Origin of the sequence: Haloprofundus salilacus, from assembly GCF_020150815.1 — an archaeon.
GTDB lineage: Archaea > Halobacteriota > Halobacteria > Halobacteriales > Haloferacaceae > Haloprofundus > Haloprofundus salilacus.
In genome coordinates, this window is sequence record NZ_CP083723.1 from 3,218,116 (window position 1) to 3,239,131 (window position 21,016).

Below are 21,016 nucleotides of genomic sequence, written 5' to 3' on the forward strand. Positions count from 1 at the left end.
GGCGCCGCTACGCCGAGTGCGTGTAGCCCCGGTCCGGCAGGGGGTCGCCGTCGAGCGTTATCCCCGACACCGACTCGGTGACGCGTCCGACGCGCGAAATCGGCGTCGGCGACGCCGCCCGCGCCGTTTCGAGTGCCGATTCGGGGAGCGTGAACACCAACTCGAAATCCTCGCCGAAGTGCAGCGCCGACTCCCAGTAGTCAGCCTCGTTGTCGGTCACGTCGTCGACGGCGTCGTCGACCGGAACGTTGTCCGACTCGACGGCGAATCCGCAGTCGCTCGCCTCCGCGAGTTGGTGGACCGACCGCGCGAATCCGTCGCTCGAATCCATCATCGCCGTCGCGTCCGCGGCGAGCGCTCGCCCGGCGGCGACCCGCGGTTCGAACCGGAAGAGGTCGTTGCCGCGTTCGGCGTCGCCGCGTTCGAAGAAGCGGAGCGCGGCCGCCGACCGCCCGAGCGTTCCGGTGACGCAGAGGACGTCACCCGGCTCCGCGCCGGAGCGAAACACCGGGTCGTCCGTCCGACCGATAGCCGTCGTCGCCGTCGTGAACTCGTCGTGGTCGTCGAGGTCGCCTCCGACGTACTCGGCGTCGACCGCCTCACAGACCTCGCGCGCCCCTCGGACGAACGCCGCGAGTTCCGCCTCTTCGAACGAGGGGGCCGCGTACGCCGCGACGGCCGCAACCGCGGACGCACCCATCGCGGCGACGTCCGAGAGCGACGCGCCGACTGCCCGCCACCCGGCGGTGTAGCGCGTCGTTCCCGGCGGGAAGTCGGCCGTTTCGTGGAGCATATCGGTCGTAACGACCAGTTCGTCGACGACTGCCGCGTCGTCACCGGCCGCCGGAAGCTCCGCCGCCAACGTTCGCAACGCCGTCCGTTCGTCCATGTTCGGCCTTTCGGCGTCCGCGCGAAAAAGTCACCGAGGTGTTCCACGGGGCGTTCTCGTGCGAGTTGGGTGCACAGTAACACGGCTACTCGACTGCGAGGCGGACGTAAGCTATCGCTACCGCTGCTGTCGATTCCGGTGGCTTAATGCCGTCAGTGGCTGTCCAGGTGAGTATGGCCAGAGAGAACCTTCGAGCCACCATTCTCGGCTTCGCGGGTGCGGTGGTAGTGTTCGCGGTTCTCTTCTCGTTTATCGGCGTCGGCGATCTCGTCGCCCAGTTGCGGAACGCCGACCTCCGGTTCGTCGCGCTCGTCGTCGTGGCGACGCTGGGGTGGCTGTTCGCGTGGGGACTGGCGTTACGAACCGTTCTGTCGGTTCTCGGCGTCCACATTTCGGCGTTGAAGGCGTTTTTCGTCTTCTCGGGCGCGATGTTCTCGAACAACATCACGCCGTTCGGGCAGGCGGGGGGCGAACCGGTGTCAGCGCTGCTCATCTCCCAGACCTCGGATGCCGAGTACGAAACCGGTCTCGCGGCCATCGCCAGCGTCGACACGCTCAACTTCGTCCCGTCGATATCGCTGGCGCTCGCGGGGGCGGTGTACTTCGCGACGGAGACGACGCTCGGACAGAACCTCGAGATCGCGGTCATCGGCGTCGTCGTGCTCGCGACGGCGGTGCCCGGTCTCGTCTACGTCGGTTGGCAGCGACGCTACCAGCTCGAACATCACGCCGTCCGGCTGCTCACTCCCGCAATTCGCCGCGTCGCGGATTTCGTTCCCCGGATTTCGAAACCGACCACCGAGAGCATCGAAGGTCGGATTAGCCGCTTTTTCGCCGCCATCGAACGCGTCGCGACGAACCCGCGCGGGCTGGTGTTGGCTGTCTCGCTCTCGGCGGCCGGGTGGCTCGCACAGATGCTAGGTCTCTGGTTCGCCTTCCACGCCGTCGGCACGCCGGTATCGCCGTCAATTATGCTGTTCGTCGTTCCCATCGGCGCTATTGCCGGTGTGACGCCGCTCCCGGGCGGCGCGGGCGGTATCGAGAGCGTTCTGCTCGTCTTACTTCTGGCGGCTACGGGTCCCGCCGTCACGCAGTCGGCGATTCTGGCGGCCATCGTCATCTACCGCGGGATGGTGTACTGGCTGCCGACGCTCATCGGCGGCATCGTCGTCAGCGTGCTCGGTCTCAATAACGGGGCATGATCGCCGTTCTCGGCTATTCGCAAACGTACACGGACGGTTGTCGACGACGCTAATACGATGCTTTTAAACAGCGCTACGCAGAATTCGAAGCCATGGTAACCCTCTATGACGTTCCGGCGGACGACCTCATCCAGGAGGTCGCCGACCGACTCGAGGACCGAATCGAACAGCCCGACTGGATCCAGTTCGCGAAGACCGGCTCGAACCGAGAGCTTCCGCCACAGAATGACGACTTCTGGTTCGTCCGCGCGGCCAGCGTGCTCCGCAAACTCGCGACGAAAGGCCCGATCGGCGTCGAACGCCTCGCCGTCGAGTACGGCGGCCGCAAGCGCGGTTCAACCCGCTACCGCGTCGCGAAGGCGCACACGAGCACGGGCAGCAAAAAGATCGTCCGCGTCATCCTCCAGCAGCTCGAAGCGGAGGGCCTCGTCGAGAGCGCCGGCGGCGACGGTCGCCGCATCAGCGACGAGGGACGCGCCTTCCTCGACGACGCGGCCGCCTCGGCCTTCGAATCGCTCGACCGACCGGAACTCGAACGCTACGCGTAGAGGGCACACACGCTTTTCCGTTCGTCCGAACGGCTGAGCCATTGGTTCGTCCGTAATCGTTTTCTGCCGCGCGCGAAAAGTCTGGGTATGAGCGGCAATCCAGACGACGAACGACTCGACGAACTCCGTCGCGAGCGACTCCAGGAGCTACAGGAACAGGCCGACGGCCAGCAAGAACAGGGCAACGAGGAGGCCCAGCAGGCCGCCGAAGAACAGGCCCAAGCCCAGAAGGACGCCCTACTGCGCCAGTATCTCACCGACGGCGCGCGGCAGCGACTCAACGCCGTCCAGATGAGCAAACCCGAGTTCGCCGAACAGGTCGAACAGCAACTCGTCGCGCTCGCCCAGAGCGGGCGTATCCAGTCGAAGATCGATGAACAGCGGATGAAACAGCTGTTGAAGGAACTTCAGCCCGACAAAAAGCGCTTCAACATCCGGCGTCGCTAATGGAACTGGCCCTCCTGTACAGCGGCGGGAAGGATTCGACGCTCGCCACGCTCATGCTCGATTCTTTCTACGACGTGCGTCTCGTAACCGCACACTTCGGACTCACCGGCGACTGGAAGCACGCGAAGGCGGCCGCCGAGACGCTCGGCTATCCGTTCGAGACGGTCGAACTCGACGACGACGTCGCCGCCGACGCCGTCGAACGGATGCACGACGACGGCTACCCTCGAAACGGCATTCAGCAGGTCCACGAGGCGGCGCTGGAGGCCGTCGCGGGGCTCGGTTACGATGCCATCGCCGACGGGACACGCCGCGACGACCGGGTGCCGACCATCTCGCGCGCGCAAGCGCAGAGCCTTGAAGACCGGTACGACGTCGACTACCTCGCGCCGCTGTCGGGGTTCGGCCGCCGGGCGGTCGACCGACTTGTCGACGCGACGCTCGATATCGAAGTCGGACCGAGCGAGACGGTTCCGAAGGCCGACTACGAGGGCGAACTCCGGCAGTTGCTCGCCGAGACGCACGGGGCCGACGCGGTCGGACACGTCTTTCCCGAACACGAGCAGACGTACGTCCGCGGGCTGCTCGACTGAACGCTGTCCGGACCTGTCGAGTTCGCCGGAGCCTCACGTCACCTCGATATCCTCTCGAATCTTCGACTCGCCGACATCAAGGTCGGGATGGTGTTCGTCGCGATGTCGAAGCGCCTCGTCGACGACGCCGTCCTCCGTGTCCGCAGTCGTCTCGAACTCGCAGTCACCGACGACGCAGCCGTATCCGTACGACGTGACGAGTCAGGTTCGGAGCGCCGTCGGAGAGGGTCTTCTGCCTGTACCTACCAGCGTCCGGAATCCGAGCAACGCACGGTGGCAATCGAACCGCTCTTGTCGCCGCAACCGCGAGCGGTAGGCGTGAATTCGGGAATCTCGTACTCGCTCGTCGCCGCCATCGTCTGGGGCGTCTACCTGTTCGTCCTCAAACGGTACTTCGACGGGATTCCCGGTTCGGTCCTCACCGTCCTCGTCAACGTTGCAGCAATTTCGTGGTATCTCCCGGTTCTTCTCACGTCGGTCTCGCTCTCGGAGACGCCGTCGGTTACGTCGTTGGGGTTCGAGGCGCTCGCCATCGTCGTCGGGACCGTCTGTGCGACGGGTGCGGCGTTTCTGGTGTTTCTCCGGGCGCTCGACGCGGGCGACGTCTCCTACGTCGCCCCGATTAACAAGGTGGTCCCGGTGTTCGTCCTCCCGATAGAGATTCTGCTGCTGCACGAGCGACTCGCGCCGATTCAGATTCTCGGCGTCGTCGTCGCGACGTTTGCCGTCTACGTCGCGAACTACCGGGGCGGCCGCCTCTCCGATCCGATACGCGCCGCTTCGTCGTCGACGGCGGCGCAACTCGCGCTGCTGAGCGCCGCCTGTTACGCGGTCAGCGACGTGGGAAAGCGAGTCGCTCTTCAGGAGTTGAACCTACAGCCGGAGCTCTGGGTCGTCGTGCTCCTCGGCGGCGTCACCGTCGTCGTGCTGCCGTTCGCCGCCAGGTCGTGGCCCGACGGCACGCTCACGCGGCGGACGGTCGGCGAACTCGCCGTCGGCGGCTTTCTCGTCGCGCTCGGCGAGCACGTCACGTCGCTGGCGTTCGCGGCGGTTCCGGCGAGCATCGCCTCGCCCATCATCAACACGCAGGCGGTGGTCGCCGTGGTTCTCGGTGGCGTACTCCTCCGCGAGGAGTTCTTCGGGACCCGGCTTGTCGCCGCGGCGCTGGCGGTCTGCGGCGTCGGTCTCATCGCACTCGATTCGACGAATCTAAGCGCCGTTCTCGACTGGTTCTGGGGCTAACAGGCGACGAGTCGAATCCGTTCTCGCGTTCGCAAGCGGCGCGTCGCGCTCCCGCCTCGGCCGCGTTGCGTCGATGAGTCAGCGCACGCACGGTGTTGGCCCCGCTCCCGTATTTGAACGTACGGCGTCGCTCGAAACGCTCTCCGCCCGTCGAAAGGACAGGGTTCAAGCGACCGCTCCGCAAACCACCGTGCATGTACGACCACCTCAAGGGATTTCGTGATTTCTACCCCGACGAGATGGCTCCCCGACGGGAGGTCATCGACACGATGGAAGGCGCCGCGAAGCGCTACGGCTTCCGCGAAGTCGGCACGCCGGCGCTCGAACGGACGCAGATGTACGTCGACAAGTCCGGCGAGGAGATAGTCGACGAGCTGTACGCGTTCACCGACAAGGGCGGCCGCGATGTCGCACTGACGCCCGAACTGACGCCGACCGTCGCGCGGATGGTCGTCGCCAAGCAACAGGCGCTGTCGAAACCCATCAAGTGGTTCTCGACGCGGCCGTTCTGGCGCTACGAGCAGGTCCAGCAGGGTCGCTTCCGGGAGTTCTACCAGACTAACGTAGACATCTTCGGCTCCGCCGAACCCGAGGCGGACGCCGAGATTCTGGCGTTTGCGGCCGACGCACTCACCGACCTCGGTCTCACGGCCGACGACTTCGAGTTTCGCGTCTCCCACCGCGACATCCTCGGCGGTCTCCTCACGGCGTTCCGCCCCGATGTGGATACCCGCGACGCCATCCGTGCCGTCGACAAACGCGCGAAGGTCGACGAGACGGAGTACCTCGGACTCCTCACCGACGCGGGTCTCTCGTGGGACGACGCCGAGCAGTTCGACAGCCTCGTCGCGGGCGGCAACCTCGACGAGATAGCGGAGTTCGGCGGCGACGACGTGGAAGCCGCCGTCGAGAACCTCCGCGAGGTGCTGGCGGCAGCCGAAGATTTCGGCGCGCGCGACTACTGTACCGTCTCGCTGACGACCGCCCGCGGACTGGACTACTACACCGGCGTCGTCTTCGAGTGCTTCGACTCGACCGGCGAGGTCGGGCGCTCGGTGTTCGGCGGCGGCCGCTACGACGACCTCATCGAGAGCTTCGGCGGCCAGCCCACTCCGGCGGTCGGCGTCGCGCCCGGCCACGCGCCGCTGAACCTCCTGCTCCAGCGCGCGGGCGTCTGGCCCGAGGGCGCAGCCTCGACCGACTACTACGTGCTCTCGGTCGGCGACACCCGGTCGGTCGCCAGCCGCGTCGCCCGCGAGCTCCGTGCGGCGGGTAACACCGTCGAGACCGACGTCTCGGGTCGCAGCTTCGGCGCGCAGATGGGGTACGCCGACAGCATCGGGGCGTCGACGGTCGTCATCGTCGGCGAGCAGGACCTCGAAAACGACGAGGTGACGGTAAAGGACATGGAGAGCGGCGAGCAGACGACTGCGCCCGTCGACGAGTTCCCCGGCGACCTTGACGTGCCGACGTACGACGACTACGTCTGAGGCCGCAGTCCGCCAGGGCGTTCGAGGTCGACGAGCGAAGTTATCGTCTGCACAATTATTATACATACTTGATACGTAGCGTCGGGAAATGGTCCTCTCGCACCCGACCGCCCTGCTCGTCCGCCTGCTCCACGTCACCGGCGTCGGCGTTGCCGTCGGCGGTGCCGTCCTGACGTGGGCGGCGAGTCACCGAGCGGTTTCGACCGGTCGCGCCGACGCCGTCGATGGCGCCCTCGTCGTCGCGGAGACGTACGAGTGGCTCTTCTGGGGCGCTCTCGGTGCAGTCGTCGCCAGCGGCGTCGGCAATCTCGGATCGCTCGGACTCGGCGTCTCCGGTCCCGAAACGGCGTGGGGGACGACGCTCGCGCTCAAACTGACGGTGCTCGCGGCGTTTCTCGCGGGGTCGGCGGCCCGGACACTGTCGGTTTCGTTCGCGGCGGCGCGGTCCAATGCGGACGCCGCCACCGCGGGCCGTCTTCGGGCAACGTACGCCGTTACAACCGTCGTGCTGCTCGCGCTCGTCGGATTCGGGGAGGTGCTGGCGCATGGCTGAGTCGCCGGCGGACGACCACGGACCGGAGCGGCGCTCCGAGCGATGTCCAGACGCGCGGGCCGAAGACGGACGGCCGCTCCCGGCGCTGGCCGTCTGGGGACTCGCGACGTTTCACGTCGCCGCGCTGGTGGTCTCGCTCGTCGTCGCCCTCCACGTCGGCGGGTCGCTGGGAGAACTCCTCTCGGGGCTGAACACCGCCGTCGGACTCGGCGTCTTCGCGTACCTCTGGGCGCTCACGTGGTGGACGAACCGCCGCGCGCTCACCGACGCCTGGCGTGGGGACGGGTTCGACCCCCGAGCGGCGGCGACGCGGGCGACGCTCTGGGGCGGCGTCACCGGCGTCTGCTTCCTCCTCGGACCGCTCGTGCTCTTCTCGGTCCTGCTGGTCGTGCAGGGCGCATCCGTTCTCGCGGTACTCGCTATCGCTTTGCTCGGGGCGCTCGTCGCCGCTATCGTCGGTGCGGTGATCGGCGGCGCGTTCGGCGTCGTCGACGTGGCGCTGCTGCGCGCGGTCGATACTGTCCGGAGAACGCCGTAGCGACCGAGAGTTCGACTGTCGACGGCTACTCCGCGTAACAACTCACCTCAACGGCCACTCCGCCCAACACACACGTAGCATCGCCGTGTAGCTCTACGCGGTGAACCCCATGTACGACAGTATCCTCGTCGCGACCGACGGCAGTGGCCCATCCGAGGCGGCGGTCGACCGCGCGCTCGACCTCGCACAGCGGTACGGAGCGACGCTCCACGCTATCTCGATCGTCGACACGAGAGTGTACACCGACGTCGACGTTCGGTCCGAACCCGTCCTCGACACACTCGAAGAACAGTCGCAGAACGCCGTCGACGCCGTCGCCGAGGCCAGCGCGGCCGCGGACGCGGACGTTCCCGTCGTCACGGACGTCGTACACGGGTCGCCCGCCAGCGGCATCGTCGACTACGCGACCGAACACGACGTCGACCTCGTCGTCGTCGGCACGCACGGCCGCCACGGCGTCAGACGCGTGTTGCTCGGGAGCGTCGCCGAGCGCGTCGTCAGAAACGCTCCCGTCCCGGTGTTGACTGTCGGCGGGGGCGACGAACGCGCCGACGAGTAGATCTCGCCGACGCGAGTCACGCCGGTTAAGCGCCCGTCGTCCGAACCGTCGGTCATGCGTGCGTTCCGCGTCGCCTACGACGGCCGCCCCTACTACGGCTTCCAGCGCCAACCGGACGTACCGACGGTCGAAGGCGCGCTGTTCGACGCGCTGGCGAAACTCGGTCTCTACGACGAAACGCGTCACCGACCGTCCGGCTACGCCGCCGCCGGACGTACCGACGCGGGCGTCTCCGCCGTCGCCCAGACCGTCGCCTTCGACTGTCTCGACTGGTGTACGCCGCGGGCGGTCAACAGCGAGTTGCCGGGGACCGTTCGCGCGTGGGCCGCAGCGGACGTTCCCGACGACTTTCACGCGACCCACGACGCGAGTCGGCGCGAGTACACCTACCACCTCTACGCGCCGCAAGCGGTGGACGGTGCAAAGAAGCGGTATCCGTCGCCGGAACCGTACGCAGTCGTCGACGACGACCGGGCGCGCTCGGCGCTCGACGCGGTCTGCGGCGAACGCGACTTCCGGAACCTCACGCCCGACGACCGAAACACCATAAGGACGCTCTCGGGGTCGCTCTGTCGCGACGGCGACTTTCTGGTCCTCACCGTCTCGGCTCCGGGGTTCGCCCGCGAACTCGTCCGTCGATCCGTCTCGCTCGTCCGCATCGTCGGTTCCGGAGCGCCGATGGAGCGAATCGAGCGAGCGTTTTCTGCCGACTCGCTGGAGGGCAGAGACGGCGTGCCGCCCGCGCCCGCCGCGGGATTGGTGCTTACCGGCGTGGACTATCCGGGGGTCGAGTTCGAGCGCGACGAGGACGCGATAGCGACGGTGCGAGAAGTGTTCGGCGCGTCGCGGGTCGAGGGTGCGGTCAGAACGCGGGTTTGCGAGACGGTGCTCGACGGGACGGCGGAGTAGCTACTCCCACTCGGCGGGCCACAGTCCGGCGGCGCGCATCCCCACCTCGAAGTCGTTCTCGCGGAACGTCTCGGCGAGGTCGTCGAGGTCGAGCCGCGGCGCGTCCGTCTTCGACAGGTCGTCGACGAGAAGCGCCGTGAGCATCGCGTGTTCGCGGATGTTGCGATCGTCTACCTTGTCGCGGGTGTCAGCGTGGGTGTGGCCCCAGCCGCGGCCGCGCTCGCCGCTGTCGCTGTGGAGTTGGAACGCGGGGACGCCCTCGCGGACGAACGGCCAGTGGTCGCTGAACGGGTGCGGGGCGTCGTCGACGTCTATCGGCTGGCGCGTCGTTTCCTCGATTCGCTCGGCGGCGGCGCTCATCGCGTCGGAGTCGTGCGTCAGCGCGACGAGGTTGCGGAACCGCCCCGCGCCGTCGACGTTGACGACGGCTTTTATCTCGCTCAGGTCGGCCGTCTCGGCGACGCGTTCGGCCCCGAGGAGGCCGATCTCCTCGCAGCCGACGCCCGCCACGCGGACGCCGACGTCGAGGTCAGCCTGCGCGAGAATGCGCGCGGCGGTGACGACGGTGGCGATGCCGCAGCCGTTGTCGAGCGCGCCCTCGGCGATGTCGTGGGCGTCGTAGTGCGCGAGCAACAGCAGCTCTTCGTCGGTGTGCGGACCGACGTGGCCGACGACGTTCTGACTCTCGCCGGGCGTGGTCTCCGCTTCGACGGTGATGCGGACGCGACCGGTCTCGCCGCCGGTGTTCGCGGCGTACTCCTTCAGCCACGCGCCGGTCTCCTTGCTCACGCCGACGGCCGGAACCGACCCCTCGTCGCCGAAGGTGAGCGAGCCGGTCGGCGGCAGTTGGCCCTCGATGTGGTTGACGAAGACGAACGCCTCTGCGCCCGCGTCGACCGCACAGCCGTACTTCTCCATCCGGTGGATGAATCGCCCGGAAGGCGTCGTCGTGCTCGCGACGACGATTTTCCCGTCCACGTCCTCGGCTTCGATCTCGTCGGGCGTGCCGTAGCCCACGTCCACGAGCTCGGCCTCCACGTCGCCCGACGGGGAGTACGGGAGCGCGATGGCGTCGAACGGTCGCTCGACGGGCGCGGTGAGTTCGAGTTCCGTCCACCCGCGGGTCCACTGATTCATCTCGAACGTGTCGAGTTCGATGCCCTCGACGCCCGCGTCGGCGAAAGCGTCGGCGACGAGGTCCGCCGCTCGGCGCTCGCCGGCGCTGCCGCCCATCCGGTCGCCGAGCGCGGTGAGGTCGGTGATGAAGTTCCACGGTTGGTCGTCGGTCCACGTGCGACCCATCGCGGCGGCGAACGCGTCGGCCGCGTCTGCGCTGTCGCCCGGTGTGGTCTCCTGTTCGGCCATGGACCGCCGTTGGGCACACCGTGACATAGGTGCTCGGTTCGCGGAAGAAGCCGTCGCCCCACGTTGCGGTTTCTCTGACCGATTCCCCCATAGTTTCTCTCACCGATTCGCCCGTCGTTTCAGTCGTTGCTTCGCCCTGCGGTCCCTCTCCCCGATGCGTCGGCGGCAACCGTTTCCGTGTTCCGACTTGACAAGGTTTACCCTCGCACCGGCCAACTTCGGAGTATGAGTTCGGTTCCCGAACGCAGCGACATCGACGAGGAGTACAAGTGGGATCTGGAGAGCATCTACGCCTCTGACGACGACTGGAACGAGGCGTACGAGCACGTGGAGTCGCGCATCGACGACATCGCGGCCTACGAGGGTCGAGCGACCGAGGACGCGGAGACTCTGTACGAACTGCTCGAACTGCTGGAGTCGGTGATGCGCGACGTCTCGAAGGTCGCCTCCTACGCGCAACTCCGCGCCAGCGAGGACACCAGAAACCAGGAGTACCAGGCGCTCTCGGCGCGTGCGCAGTCGCTGGCGTCCGACGCCCGCAGCGCGTCCAGTTTCGTCGAACCCGAACTACAGGAACTCGACGAGGACGACGTACAGGCGTTTATCGACGAGGAGCCGGTGCTCGCGGAGTACGAACACTACTTCGACGACGTGCTTCGAGCCAAACCGCACACGCGCTCGAAGGAGGTGGAGGAGTTGCTCGCGGACCTCTCGGAGGTGATGGGCGCGCCGAGCGACTTCTACTCGATGCTCGCCAACGCCGACCTGACGTTCCCGACGGTCGAAGACCCCGACGGCAACGGGATAGAAATCTCGCAGGGCAACTTCACGAAGCTCCAGAAGCACCCGAACCGCGAGTTCCGCCAAGAGGTCCACGAACAGTTCTACGACGAGTGGGAGGACGTGCGCAACTCGGTCGGTAGTTCGTTGAAAAACAGCGTGAAAGCCGACGTGAAACTGGCGGACGCGCGCAACTACGACACCGCCCGCGAGGCAGCGCTCGACGGCCCGAACATCCCAGTCGAGGTGTACGACAACCTCCTGAGTACGGTCCGAGACAATCTCGACAAACTCCACCGCCACGCCGACCTGAAGCGGCAGGCGCTCGACGTCGACACGCTCCAGATGTGGGACCTTTACATGTCGCTGACGGGCGAGGAAGGCCCCAAAATCAGCTACGAGCAGGCCAAGGAGTACGTCGTCGAGGCTGTCGCGCCGCTCGGCGAGGAGTATCAGGAGCGGATGGCCGAAGGTCTCGAAGATCGGTGGGTCGACGTGTACGAGAACCGCGGCAAGCGCGCCGGAGCGTACTCCTCGGGCACGTACGACACCCAGCCGTTCATCATGATGAACTATCAGGACGACATCACCTCGATGTTCACCCTGGCGCACGAACTCGGCCACTCGATGCACTCGGAGTTGGCGAAGGACGAGCAACCGTGGCAGTACGCCGACTACGAGATTTTCGTCGCCGAGGTGGCGAGCACGGTCAACGAGACGCTTCTCACCCACTACCTCCTCGAAAACGCCGAAGACGACGAACTCCGCCGCCACGTCCTCGACGAGTACCTCGAACGGTTCCGCTCGACGCTGTACCGACAGACGATGTTCGCCGACTTCGAACTGCAGATTCACGAGGCGGTCGAAGCGGGTGAACCGCTCACCCCCGACGCGTTCGACCAACTCTATGGCAATCTGAAATCCGAGTTCTACGAACCCGCCGAAGTCGACGACCGTATCGCCCGCGAGTGGATGCGCATCCCGCACTTCTACTACAACTACTACGTCTACCAGTACAGCACGGGCATCAGCGCCGCGGTCGCGGTCGTCGAGCGCATCCTCGACGAGGGCGAGGAGGCCGCCGCCGACTACCGTGAGGCGCTCGCGATGGGCGGCAGCGCGTACCCGATGGAAGTACTGGAGACCGCAGGCGTCGACATGACCTCCCCCGAACCCATCGAAGACGCTCTCGGCGTCTACGGTGACTACCTCGACCGCGTCGCCGAGTTACTCGACCTCGACTGAGTTCGGTTTCGGAATCAATCGTCTCGAAACTATTTTTGCTCGGTTGTCATATCGTGAGCCATGGCCCCTCCAACGAGACGAACGTTTCTTCGCAGTCTCGCAGGTGGTTCCGCGGCGTTCGGTCTCGCGGCGTCGGCGGGGGCTACATCTGCGACTACCGGAGATTTGGCTCCCGTCGACGAATCGACGACCGACGAGCCACCGAATCCAAACACTGGACGTCTGTATGACGTGATACCGTTCAGCGAAGGCTATCTTGCGGTAGGGACCAGTAGTGAGTCGTACAGGGCACCGACGCTATCTACCTTCGTCACGTTCGATACCTCCGGCGAGTACCGAGCGTGGGCAACGAACGCCGACCTCCGGTCGGCAATGGATGCTGTCGTCCTGCCCGACGGCGACCTCGCCGTCGTCGGTGGGCGAAACACCGCCTCTCGGCACGGCTCGCCCACGGCGGTCGCCCGCCTCTCCCCCTCGTTCGAAACGTACTGGGTGACGACGTTCGACCGCGAAGCACACGGTCAACCGGCGAGGATTCTGACACTCGACGATGGGACGCTCGTGGTCGCGTGGCAGTTCGTGTCGGCAGAGTTCAGTCACACCTACACCGCTGGTATCGACCTCGAAACAGGGGACAGACGGTGGAACCACGACTTTGACGACGACCACTACCACTTTAGAGGTCTCACTTCTGACGGAAACCGCTGTCAGGTGTTCGGAAGCGAGTGGCGGGCGCGCATTGACTCGTCCGGCGAAACGGCGGGTCCACAGGAGGTTGACTACCCTGTCGACGTCGGCGGTATCGTTCGTGACAACGACGGATTCATCATCCCATCGGCCGAGGAAGGATCCATCCGACTCACGCGGTACGACGACGCGTGGGTGAGCCAAGACCGACACCGGTTCGAGTTTGACACCGACTCGCTTCTCAGTCCGACCGCATTGAAACCGCGTCAATCTGGTGGGTTTGCGCTCGGTGTTGAAGGTCGAACCCACTCGTGGCTGATACTCACCGACTCGCTGAGCGAGGAATATCATCGTGCAATCTACGAGAACAGCTCTATTCTCGGCGTGGCACCGACCGAAAACGGGGCGGTTGTCGTCGGCCAGCGCCACCGAGCGCCGTGGTTCGACCGGGATCACGAGAGCGACTTGACGACCACGCCACCGACGACTGCCGCCCTATCAGCGACGCCATCCAAATCCACGCCGACGGCGTCTCCGAAATCGGCGACAACGCGGAAGACGTTGACAGACTCGACGACCGACGATACTTCGTCGGCCTTCGCACCCGGGTTCGGTTTCACAGACGCTGCGGTGCTCACGACAACCGGTCTTGGGGCACTCTGGTATCGAAATCGCCGTACGGAGTAGTTCGGGATCACACTTTCTCGCTCAGGACGACAGACGAAGCCGCTCGGCTGAGGGGTTTGGTAGCACTTCACACTTATACACCTCATACGCAAAATAGGTGATTAACAAATATTATCATTATCGATCATTACATTTATTTACCATTCCCCAGTCCGTCTCGATGCGGTGAATCACAATGGCAATACGCGCAAACCCCACGACCCGCACAACGGCCGATTATCGACCCGCCAGCCGACCAATTCGACCACCGAGACCACCGATACAATGACGTACGACGACCCGACACGACGCGACCGAACGACTGAAATCGACCGACGAACCCCGCAGACGACGATTCGAACCACCCGAATGCGACCTCCCGAGACCGAACAGGAGGCGCCGCTGGTCCCGTTCGTCCAGACCGGCGAGACGCCCGACTCGGGACGCGAGTTCCGAACTGAACTGACGAGTCTGAAGCGCCAGATTACGCGCCTCGAACGTGCACTGGACCGGCGAGAACGACGGACGGAGACGCGCCGATCGGAGGAACGTCGATGAGCGACACGCCGACGACAAACGGTGAGGAGGCGCCGACAGGCGACGCCATCACGACGCGAAACCTCGACAACCCGATGGGTCGGGAGTTCCGCCGAAAGCTGGACGAACAGCCGTACGTGTTCGCGCCCGGTCTTTACCACGCGCTCGACGCCCGAATCGCCGAGATGACCGGTCACGACGCCGCTTACATGAGCGGCTACTCCACGGTGCTCGGCCAGTTCGGATTCCCCGATTTGGAGATGGTGTCGATGACCGAGATGGTCGAAAATGCAAAGAGAATCGTCGACGCCTGCAACATCCCCGTTGTCGCCGACTGCGACACCGGGTACGGGGGAGTTCACAACGTTCGCCGCGCGGTCCGCGAGTACGAGAAGGCCGGTGCCGCCGCCATCCACATCGAAGACCAAACGACGCCGAAGCGGTGCGGCCACATCGCGGGGAAGCAGATAGTTCCCCGCGAGCAGGCCCGCGCCCGCTTCGAGGCCGCCGTCGACGCCAAACAGTCGGCGGACACGGTCATCATCGCCCGTACTGATGCATATGGCTCCGCCAACGGCGACTGGGAGGAACACCTCGAACGCGGCCGCATCTACGCCGACGCGGGCGTCGACATCGTTTGGCCGGAGATGCCGGACCCGAGTCGCGAGGACGCGATTCGCTACGCCGAGGAGATTCACGAGACGCACCCGGACCTCACGCTGGCGTTCAACTACTCGTCGTCGTTCGCGTGGTCCGAGGAGGACGACCCGCTGACGTTCGCCGAACTCGGCGAGCTCGGCTACGGCTACATCTTCATCACGCTGTTCGGCCTCCACTCCGGCGCGCACGCCGTCTACGAGGACTTCGAGCGACTGGCCGAAGACGGCGAGGAGGCGCAGTTCGACCTCGAATCGCGCTACCTCGGCCACCCGACTGAGTCTCACCACGAACTCTCGTTCGTCGACCGGTATCAGGAAACCGAGATGCGGTTCGACGCCGACGCCCGGTCGCGAATCGAGGAGTCCGCGGGGTACAGCGAAGAGCAGTCCGACCCCATCGGCACGGAGGAGGGCGAGTAGATGCCCGACGTGACGCTGCGCCGGAGCCAACTGGCGACGCCCGGCAGCGACCCGAAGATGATCGAGCGAGCGCCCGAGTCGGGCGCCGACGAGGCGTTCTTGGATCTCGAAGATTCGGTCGCGCCGAACGAGAAGATAGACTCGCGCCGGAACGTCATCGAAGGCCTACAGGAGTTCGACTGGAGCGAGACGCGGCCCTGCTTCCGGATGAACGGCGTCGACACGCGGTGGTGGTACGACGACGTCATCGAGGTCGTCGGCGAGGCGGGCGAGCATCTCGACAGCATCATGGTGCCGATGGTCCACGACTCGGCGACGGTCAGAACCGTCGAGAACCTGCTCGCGCAGGTGGAGGCGAACTACGACCTCCCCGTTGGCGAAATCGGTCTCCAAACCCAGATCGAGAGCGCCGAGGGGATGAACAACGCGCCCGAAATCGCCGCCGCGAGCGATCGCATCGAGTCGCTCGTCTTCGGTCCCGGTGACTACACTGCCAGCGTCGGCGCGGCGGGGCTCACCATCGGCAGCGGCGAGGAGTACCCCGGCCACTACTGGCACTACCAACTGGCCCGCCTCGCCCACGCCGCGAAGGCGCAGGGGTTACAGCTCATCGACGGGCCGTTCGCCGACATCGAGGACACCGAGGGCTTCAGAGACTCCTGTCGGCACGCGAGCCTGCTCGGTTGCGACGGCAAGTGGGCCATCCACCCGAGCCAGATAGAACCCGCCAACGAGGTGTTCGCGCCCGACTCCGAGGAGGCCGAGAAGGCGCGGCGTATCGTCGACGCCTACGAGACAGCCACCCAAGAGGGCCGCGGCGCGGTCTCCGTCGACGGCGAGATGGTCGACGAGGCGACGAACAAGATGGCGAAGAACGTCGTCGTCCGCGCGGAGCGGGCGGGCGTTCTGTAGCGTCGCAGTAGGGTTCGGGCGACGCTCTCGTCACCGACTCTTTTTCTATATCTGGGTGCCCTCAGCGTGGAAGGCGTAGGCGGTATACATCGCGCGACGGCGTTCACGGACGAACCGCAGGAGAACCGCGACTGCTTCGTCGATGCGAGCGGGGGACCGGTCGGCGGCTCAGGGCCAGAGTCCTCGTGCCTCGTGCGCGTCCGCGATGCGGGACAGCGCTACGATGTAGGCCGCATCACGCCACGTGACGTCGCGACTCTCGAACTCCGCTCGGACGGCACGCCAGGCGGCCTGCATCTCCGCTTCGAGTTCGTCGTTCACCCGTTCGAGCGGCCACGCCCGACGATTGATGTCCTGGAGCCACTCGAAGTAGCTCACTGTGACACCGCCAGCGTTGGCGAGAATGTCGGGAATCACTGCGACGTCTCGCTCGGCAAGCATTAAATCGGCAGTCGACGTAGTCGGCCCGTTCGCGCCTTCGACGACGAGATCCGCGGCGATCGCCTCCGCGTTCTCTTCGGTAATCACGTTCCCGAGGGCGGCGGGGATGAGTACGTCGACGTCGAGCGCGAGCAGTTCGTCGTTCGAGATCACGTCGTCTGCGTACGTGGTGACGGCTTCCGGCTCCTCGTCGTGCGAGGGGACTGAGGCCGTATCGATTCCCTCCGGATCGTACATCGCGCCGTTCACGTCGCTGATCGCGACGACCGTCGCTCCCCAGTCGTCGAGCAGTCGGGCGGCGTTCGCACCGACACTCCCGTATCCTTGGACTGCGACCGTCGTTTCCCCGAGCTGGTAGTCGTAGTATTCACAGACGAGCTGTGTGATTATCGCAACGCTTCGCCCGGGTGCTTCTTCGCGGCCTTTGCTGCCGCCGACGGCCGGCGGCTTGCCGGTGACGACGCCCGGTGTCGTCTCGCCTTCCTGCATCGAGTATGCGTCCATCAACCACGCCATCGTCTGCGGGTCCGTCCCCATGTCCGGGGCGGGGATATCTCGGTTGGGGCCGATGACGTCGCGAATCTCCTGTGCGAATCGACGAGTGAGTCGCTCTCTTTCCGCCGAACTCAGTTCCTTTGGGTTGACAGCGATACCCCCTTTGGCACCACCGAACGGGAGATTCATGACTGCGCATTTCCAGGTCATCCACATGCCGAGTCCGACGCATTCGTCTCTGGTCACTTCGGGGTGGTACCGAAGTCCGCCTTTGAACGGTCCTCTGACACTGTCGTGCTGGGCTCGGTAGCCCGTGAACACCTCGACTGTTCCGTCGTCTCGTTCGATAGGGACGGTAACTTCGTGGACCTTCTGAGGGAATTTGAGTCGTTCGACGATATGCTGGTCGATATCGAGATGGTCGGCAGCGTGGGAGAGCTGTCGGCGGGCCGTCTCGAGCGCCGATTCCGGCTCGGACGATTCGGTCGCCGTCTCCTCCGACTCGTCGCGGGTGCTCTCGATTCTGGATGCCATGGTCATTCGAGCGGCGTTCGACGATTTCGCATCGGTCCGCTGCAGTCGGAGCAGTGGCCGGGGTTGGTCTCCGCGATGGTAACGTTACCACACTCGAAGCATTCGTACGGACTCTCCCCGTCGGGGTCGATTTCGACATCTCTCATGGTGGGTTCACGAGTGCCGGCAGGCGACCTGAGACACTCTACAACGCCGTAATAGGTGTATTAGGGAATATGCAGCAGTTAACTACCAAACCCCTTTCTAAGCAGGGGGTTAACTATTCAACCTTTCTGCGGGGGCGTTGACCGAGAGAGTGTTCTCGTCGAAGAGCGTTGCGAACAGTTTGCGCTGGACGATCCGGACGTGTTTGTAGAACGCAGGTGGGGAGATTCCCAGTGTCTCCGCGACATCCTCGCCCGTTTTCTCGCGTGGCGACTCGAAGAAGCCGCTGTAGTACGCCGTCTGGATCACCTCGAGTTGTCGCTCTGTCAGCTTATCGAGGAACGTCGAGTAGCGGTCGCGTTCTATTGCCTGATCGAGCGTCTGCTTGGCGCGGAGTTCGACAGTAGAGAACGTCTCACGGACGAGCTGCGTAATCGTTCGGACGTCGATACTCTCCGGAATATCGACGACGAGCGTCGTGGTGGTCGGATCGGCAGTCGCCTCCCGGAAGACGGCACCGTGATCGGCTAGTTCTAGCGCGAGAAACGGCTGTGTGAGTCGCAATCGCAAGACGCCGTCTTCGCCATCTGCGCTAATCTGTCGCACTTCGTCGATTGCGACTAGCTGTGATGCAGCTTCTGCGGCATCCTCTACGGATGCGTCTTCGACGGTGACGAACACGTAACTCCCCTCTGTGGATTGCTGGACACCGCCCTGATACGAGAGCGTACACGCTGCGTCCCGAGCGAGTCGCGAGAGAACGAACGTCGGGTCGTCGACGGCGAACTCGACGCGGGTCACAGACGTCGTGAGCAGCGCGTTCTTTCGTTCGATAGCACTGAGCGCGGACGCGATGGTTTCGCCGAGCTCTGCCAGAACGGCTTTCCCCGTCTCGTCGAACGCATCTTGTGTCGTCGCGTAGACCGTTAGAACCCCGTGCGTGAGGTCGTTGTAGACGAGGGGAATACTCAACACGGAGAGGAAGTCGCGGGCGAGGGCGTCCTTTCGCCACGGGTCGTCGCGGAGACCGGCGGCGACGTTAGTGACCATCGTCACGTCTCCGGTCGCCGCGGTTTGCCCAGTTGGCTCCGTATCCGACGCCGCGACGGAGAACGGCTGGCTATCTAGATACCCCTGCTCGCTTCCTGCCCACGCTCGCGGTTCGACGGTGTCGGTCGTCGGGTCGACCGTACCGATCCAGGCGAACCTGAACCGGTCGTCAGCCGTCAACAGTTTACAGACGGTGTGGTCGATCTCCTCCCGCGTTTCGGCGCGGACGATCGCCTGGTCGATCTCGCGAATCGTCTCGTTGATACGATTCAAGGCGGTTAGCTGGTCGTTCTGTCGTTGGAGTGTGCGATCCTGTTCTCGAAGCCGTGACTCCCGTGTGATGCGGTCAAGGGCTGCCTCGGCGGTTACGGCTAAGAGGTCTGCCAGTTCTCGGGTCACGTCGTCGAAGGCTCCAATCCGGTCCGACCCAGCGAGGAAGACGCCGTGGTTACCGAGTGGAATGTAGGTCGCACTCCGGAGGTCGGTCGCCCGGTTTTCGAGCCGGTCTGCATCGTGGACGTCGTCGAAGAACAGTGCAGTATCCTCGACGAAACTGTAACTCGGGAGGGTTTCTCCGTCAGCGCGAACGGTCGGGAGCGGTCCGTTGAGTTCTTTCATCGTTGCCGAGCGCGCCGCGGGCCGAAGTTCGTTAGCGTCGGCATCGAAGAGATAGACCGCACTCGCATCTAGATTGAGGACGCTGGACGTGTCGTCGACGACGTGCTGGGCGATCTCCTGGTGGGTTTCGGCGTACAGGAAATCACGGGCGGTCTCGTGAAGCGTCGCGAGCGCATCCTCGCGTTGCTTGCGTTTCGTGATATCCCGACAGCTGAAAAGGAGCGTCCCGTCCTGAATCGACACCTCGCGAACGTTGACGAGGAGGGTGTGCTCGCGACCGGCTTTGTCGGTCGCCGTGCACTCGATGTTCTTGAGGACACCCCCTTTCGCGAGTTCGTCACGGTCGAAGAGGTCCTCGCCGAGGAGTTCGTCGATTTTTCCCAACTCGCGGATTTCCGCAGCAGTGTAGCCGAAGATGAAGTGCACGTTGGGACAGACGTAGGTGTACTCCCCGTCTTCGTCGGTGATGAGGACGGTATCGGTCATATTGTTGAGCGTGACGCGGTGGAGTTCCTCGGACTGGCGTAGATCGCGTTCGAGGTCGACCCGTTCGGTGATATCGACGCCCTCGACGACGATCGAAACGAGATCACCGCGTTCGTTTTCGACCGGGCGCACGGAGAGATCGATGACCCGGGGGTCCTCGGTGTGCGGCGACTGCGGGACGACAGCGTTACCGAACGAGCCGTCGAGCGCTTTCTCTACGATCTGGTGCACCTCCTCCGTTGTCGCATCCGCTTGCGACCACCACGGAAGCGTCCAGAACGGCTCGCCGACGATACTCTCGACGTCCTCGTCGATCATCTCGCGCGCCGTCTGGTTCACCCGAACGAGCGTCCCATCCGGATCGAGCACCCACGTCGCCGTCCGCGAATCGTTGAAAATCGCGTCGAACTGTCTGGCGCGCTCCCGCTGGGTGGCAGACCGCTGTGCGAACCGGACCGCGCGTTCGGTTCGGTCCAGTAGCTCCTCGAACATCTGTTCGGCCGAGTTCGTCAGTGCGACGTAGTCGGTGGCGCCGGCCCCGATGGCCTCGCTGGCGATCGCTTCGCTTCCGGAAGCAGTACCGACTATCACGGGAAGGGCTGACGTCTCGTTGCGGATCTCTCCGAGGAGTTCGACTCCCGTCGCCTCGTCGAGCGCATACTCGCTGACGATGCAGTCCGTGGTCCGTTTCCGGACGATATCGAGCGCCTCAGCGGAGGTTCCAACCGTTCGCACAGTCGCGTCAGTCCGCGTTTCGAGCATCTCCGAGAACTGCGTGACCCACTCGCTTGTTCCGACTAGCAACAGACAGGACGAATCGAGTACGGAGGGAGAAGAGACCATTATTCGAAAACTGGAGACCTGCGGAACTGCGGCTTGGTGCCTGATCGGAGTTGAACCCGACTCTGCTGCTGTCCCGGATCGAGATAGACGCTCATAGTTAGTTAGAAATCAAACTGGAAGAGGCCAAAAGGCGTTTCCTATTCACCCCAAATGAATCGGAGCGA

At 64.8% G+C, this 21,016-nt stretch carries 20 protein-coding genes and 1 pseudogene; 15 read left to right on the top strand and 6 right to left on the bottom strand.

Going from position 1 to position 21,016, the window contains the following annotated elements; translation table 11 throughout:
* Positions 1 to 7: 7 nt before the first annotated feature.
* On the bottom strand, positions 8 to 889 hold the full coding sequence (gene thiL / locus LAQ58_RS16670; protein ID WP_224448556.1) for a thiamine-phosphate kinase: 882 nt from the start codon (positions 887 to 889) through the stop codon (positions 8 to 10).
* A 173-nt stretch (positions 890 to 1,062) separates the two neighbouring features.
* On the opposite strand from thiL, the gene LAQ58_RS16675 reads away from it, so the two are divergent.
* The 4 genes from LAQ58_RS16675 (at position 1,063) to LAQ58_RS16690 (ending at position 3,679) form a co-directional block, all read left to right on the top strand.
* Positions 1,063 to 2,091 (top strand): lysylphosphatidylglycerol synthase transmembrane domain-containing protein, encoded by a 1,029-nt coding sequence (locus tag LAQ58_RS16675; protein WP_224448557.1) that lies wholly within the window; start codon positions 1,063 to 1,065, stop codon positions 2,089 to 2,091.
* A 92-nt stretch (positions 2,092 to 2,183) separates the two neighbouring features.
* On the top strand, positions 2,184 to 2,639 hold the full coding sequence (locus tag LAQ58_RS16680; protein ID WP_224448558.1) for a 30S ribosomal protein S19e: 456 nt from the start codon (positions 2,184 to 2,186) through the stop codon (positions 2,637 to 2,639).
* Between the two features lie 87 nt (positions 2,640 to 2,726).
* Entirely contained in the window at positions 2,727 to 3,086 is a 360-nt protein-coding gene (locus tag LAQ58_RS16685) for a DNA-binding protein (protein ID WP_224448559.1), read from the top strand.
* Positions 3,086 to 3,679 carry a DUF7411 family protein gene (locus tag LAQ58_RS16690; protein WP_224448560.1) on the top strand — a complete coding sequence of 198 codons (594 nt, stop codon included), beginning with the start codon at positions 3,086 to 3,088 and terminating at the stop codon, positions 3,677 to 3,679. The genes LAQ58_RS16685 and LAQ58_RS16690 overlap by 1 nt, the downstream gene beginning before the upstream one ends.
* A 33-nt stretch (positions 3,680 to 3,712) precedes the next feature.
* Here LAQ58_RS16690 and LAQ58_RS19155 read toward each other — a convergent pair.
* A pseudogene (locus tag LAQ58_RS19155) lies at positions 3,713 to 3,841 on the bottom strand (hypothetical protein); the annotation flags it as partial.
* A 156-nt stretch (positions 3,842 to 3,997) separates the two neighbouring features.
* Here LAQ58_RS19155 and LAQ58_RS16700 point away from each other — a divergent pair.
* The 6 genes from LAQ58_RS16700 (at position 3,998) to truA (ending at position 8,970) form a co-directional block, all read left to right on the top strand.
* Positions 3,998 to 4,921 (top strand): DMT family transporter, encoded by a 924-nt coding sequence (locus LAQ58_RS16700; protein WP_224448561.1) that lies wholly within the window; start codon positions 3,998 to 4,000, stop codon positions 4,919 to 4,921.
* A 194-nt stretch (positions 4,922 to 5,115) separates the two neighbouring features.
* Positions 5,116 to 6,411: a histidine--tRNA ligase gene (gene hisS / locus LAQ58_RS16705; RefSeq protein ID WP_224448562.1), complete on the top strand. Its 1,296-nt coding sequence runs from the start codon at positions 5,116 to 5,118 to the stop codon at positions 6,409 to 6,411.
* 88 nt (positions 6,412 to 6,499) lie between these two features.
* Positions 6,500 to 6,964 (top strand): CopD family protein, encoded by a 465-nt coding sequence (locus LAQ58_RS16710; RefSeq protein WP_224448563.1) that lies wholly within the window; start codon positions 6,500 to 6,502, stop codon positions 6,962 to 6,964.
* Positions 6,957 to 7,502, top strand: coding sequence for a DUF7965 family protein (locus LAQ58_RS16715; RefSeq protein ID WP_224448564.1), 546 nt, complete (start codon positions 6,957 to 6,959; stop codon positions 7,500 to 7,502). Before LAQ58_RS16710 ends, LAQ58_RS16715 begins: the two co-directional genes overlap by 8 nt.
* 109 nt (positions 7,503 to 7,611) lie before the next feature.
* Positions 7,612 to 8,061 (top strand): universal stress protein, encoded by a 450-nt coding sequence (locus tag LAQ58_RS16720; protein ID WP_224448565.1) that lies wholly within the window; start codon positions 7,612 to 7,614, stop codon positions 8,059 to 8,061.
* Positions 8,062 to 8,115: 54 nt separating this feature from the next.
* The gene (truA, locus tag LAQ58_RS16725) at positions 8,116 to 8,970 is read left to right on the top strand and encodes a tRNA pseudouridine(38-40) synthase TruA (protein WP_224448566.1); all 855 of its coding nucleotides are present in this window, start codon (positions 8,116 to 8,118) and stop codon (positions 8,968 to 8,970) included.
* On the opposite strand, the gene LAQ58_RS16730 is transcribed toward truA, so the two are convergent.
* Positions 8,971 to 10,335: a M28 family peptidase gene (locus LAQ58_RS16730; RefSeq protein ID WP_425490673.1), complete on the bottom strand. Its 1,365-nt coding sequence runs from the start codon at positions 10,333 to 10,335 to the stop codon at positions 8,971 to 8,973. It abuts the gene before it with no gap.
* 225 nt (positions 10,336 to 10,560) lie between these two features.
* Here LAQ58_RS16730 and pepF point away from each other — a divergent pair, with 225 nt between their 5' ends.
* From pepF to LAQ58_RS16755, 5 genes are all read left to right on the top strand, one after another.
* Entirely contained in the window at positions 10,561 to 12,360 is a 1,800-nt protein-coding gene (pepF, locus tag LAQ58_RS16735) for an oligoendopeptidase F (protein ID WP_224448567.1), read from the top strand.
* A gap of 231 nt (positions 12,361 to 12,591) precedes the next feature.
* Complete coding sequence (locus LAQ58_RS16740) at positions 12,592 to 13,734, top strand: hypothetical protein (RefSeq protein WP_224448568.1); 1,143 nt, start codon at positions 12,592 to 12,594, stop codon at positions 13,732 to 13,734.
* A gap of 264 nt (positions 13,735 to 13,998) precedes the next feature.
* The gene (locus LAQ58_RS16745; protein WP_224448569.1) at positions 13,999 to 14,271 is read left to right on the top strand and encodes a hypothetical protein; all 273 of its coding nucleotides are present in this window, start codon (positions 13,999 to 14,001) and stop codon (positions 14,269 to 14,271) included.
* Positions 14,272 to 14,345: 74 nt separating this feature from the next.
* A complete protein-coding gene (gene aceA, locus LAQ58_RS16750) occupies positions 14,346 to 15,329 on the top strand; it encodes an isocitrate lyase (RefSeq protein WP_425490722.1) in 984 nt (327 codons plus the stop codon).
* Positions 15,330 to 16,241, top strand: a complete 912-nt coding sequence (locus LAQ58_RS16755; RefSeq protein ID WP_224448571.1) for an HpcH/HpaI aldolase/citrate lyase family protein — start codon at positions 15,330 to 15,332, stop codon at positions 16,239 to 16,241.
* A 168-nt stretch (positions 16,242 to 16,409) separates the two neighbouring features.
* Here LAQ58_RS16755 and gdhB read toward each other — a convergent pair whose 3' ends face one another.
* From gdhB to LAQ58_RS16770, 3 genes are all read right to left on the bottom strand, one after another.
* Complete coding sequence (gene gdhB / locus LAQ58_RS16760) at positions 16,410 to 17,717, bottom strand: glutamate dehydrogenase GdhB (RefSeq protein ID WP_317988538.1); 1,308 nt, start codon at positions 17,715 to 17,717, stop codon at positions 16,410 to 16,412.
* Positions 17,714 to 17,857, bottom strand: coding sequence for a rubrerythrin-like domain-containing protein (locus LAQ58_RS16765; protein WP_224448573.1), 144 nt, complete (start codon positions 17,855 to 17,857; stop codon positions 17,714 to 17,716). The genes gdhB and LAQ58_RS16765 overlap by 4 nt, the downstream gene beginning before the upstream one ends.
* Before the next feature lie 109 nt (positions 17,858 to 17,966).
* The gene (locus LAQ58_RS16770) at positions 17,967 to 20,852 is read right to left on the bottom strand and encodes a bacterio-opsin activator domain-containing protein (RefSeq protein ID WP_224448574.1); all 2,886 of its coding nucleotides are present in this window, start codon (positions 20,850 to 20,852) and stop codon (positions 17,967 to 17,969) included.
* Between the last annotated feature and the right edge of the window lie 164 nt (positions 20,853 to 21,016).

Bases quoted from the DNA above. Each gene is read 5' to 3' on its own strand.
- thiL (WP_224448556.1), bottom strand. From the start codon at position 889: ATGGACGAACGGACGGCGTTGCGAACGTTGGCGGCGGAGCTTCCGGCG.
- LAQ58_RS16675 (WP_224448557.1), top strand. From the start codon at position 1,063: ATGGCCAGAGAGAACCTTCGAGCCACCATTCTCGGCTTCGCGGGTGCG.
- LAQ58_RS16680 (WP_224448558.1), top strand. From the start codon at position 2,184: ATGGTAACCCTCTATGACGTTCCGGCGGACGACCTCATCCAGGAGGTC.
- LAQ58_RS16685 (WP_224448559.1), top strand. From the start codon at position 2,727: ATGAGCGGCAATCCAGACGACGAACGACTCGACGAACTCCGTCGCGAG.
- LAQ58_RS16690 (WP_224448560.1), top strand. From the start codon at position 3,086: ATGGAACTGGCCCTCCTGTACAGCGGCGGGAAGGATTCGACGCTCGCC.
- hisS (WP_224448562.1), top strand. From the start codon at position 5,116: ATGTACGACCACCTCAAGGGATTTCGTGATTTCTACCCCGACGAGATG.
- LAQ58_RS16710 (WP_224448563.1), top strand. From the start codon at position 6,500: ATGGTCCTCTCGCACCCGACCGCCCTGCTCGTCCGCCTGCTCCACGTC.
- LAQ58_RS16715 (WP_224448564.1), top strand. From the start codon at position 6,957: ATGGCTGAGTCGCCGGCGGACGACCACGGACCGGAGCGGCGCTCCGAG.
- LAQ58_RS16720 (WP_224448565.1), top strand. From the start codon at position 7,612: ATGTACGACAGTATCCTCGTCGCGACCGACGGCAGTGGCCCATCCGAG.
- truA (WP_224448566.1), top strand. From the start codon at position 8,116: ATGCGTGCGTTCCGCGTCGCCTACGACGGCCGCCCCTACTACGGCTTC.
- LAQ58_RS16730 (WP_425490673.1), bottom strand. From the start codon at position 10,335: ATGGCCGAACAGGAGACCACACCGGGCGACAGCGCAGACGCGGCCGAC.
- pepF (WP_224448567.1), top strand. From the start codon at position 10,561: ATGAGTTCGGTTCCCGAACGCAGCGACATCGACGAGGAGTACAAGTGG.
- LAQ58_RS16745 (WP_224448569.1), top strand. From the start codon at position 13,999: ATGACGTACGACGACCCGACACGACGCGACCGAACGACTGAAATCGAC.
- aceA (WP_425490722.1), top strand. From the start codon at position 14,346: ATGGGTCGGGAGTTCCGCCGAAAGCTGGACGAACAGCCGTACGTGTTC.
- LAQ58_RS16755 (WP_224448571.1), top strand. From the start codon at position 15,330: ATGCCCGACGTGACGCTGCGCCGGAGCCAACTGGCGACGCCCGGCAGC.
- gdhB (WP_317988538.1), bottom strand. From the start codon at position 17,717: ATGACCATGGCATCCAGAATCGAGAGCACCCGCGACGAGTCGGAGGAG.
- LAQ58_RS16765 (WP_224448573.1), bottom strand. From the start codon at position 17,857: ATGAGAGATGTCGAAATCGACCCCGACGGGGAGAGTCCGTACGAATGC.
- LAQ58_RS16770 (WP_224448574.1), bottom strand. From the start codon at position 20,852: ATGGTCTCTTCTCCCTCCGTACTCGATTCGTCCTGTCTGTTGCTAGTC.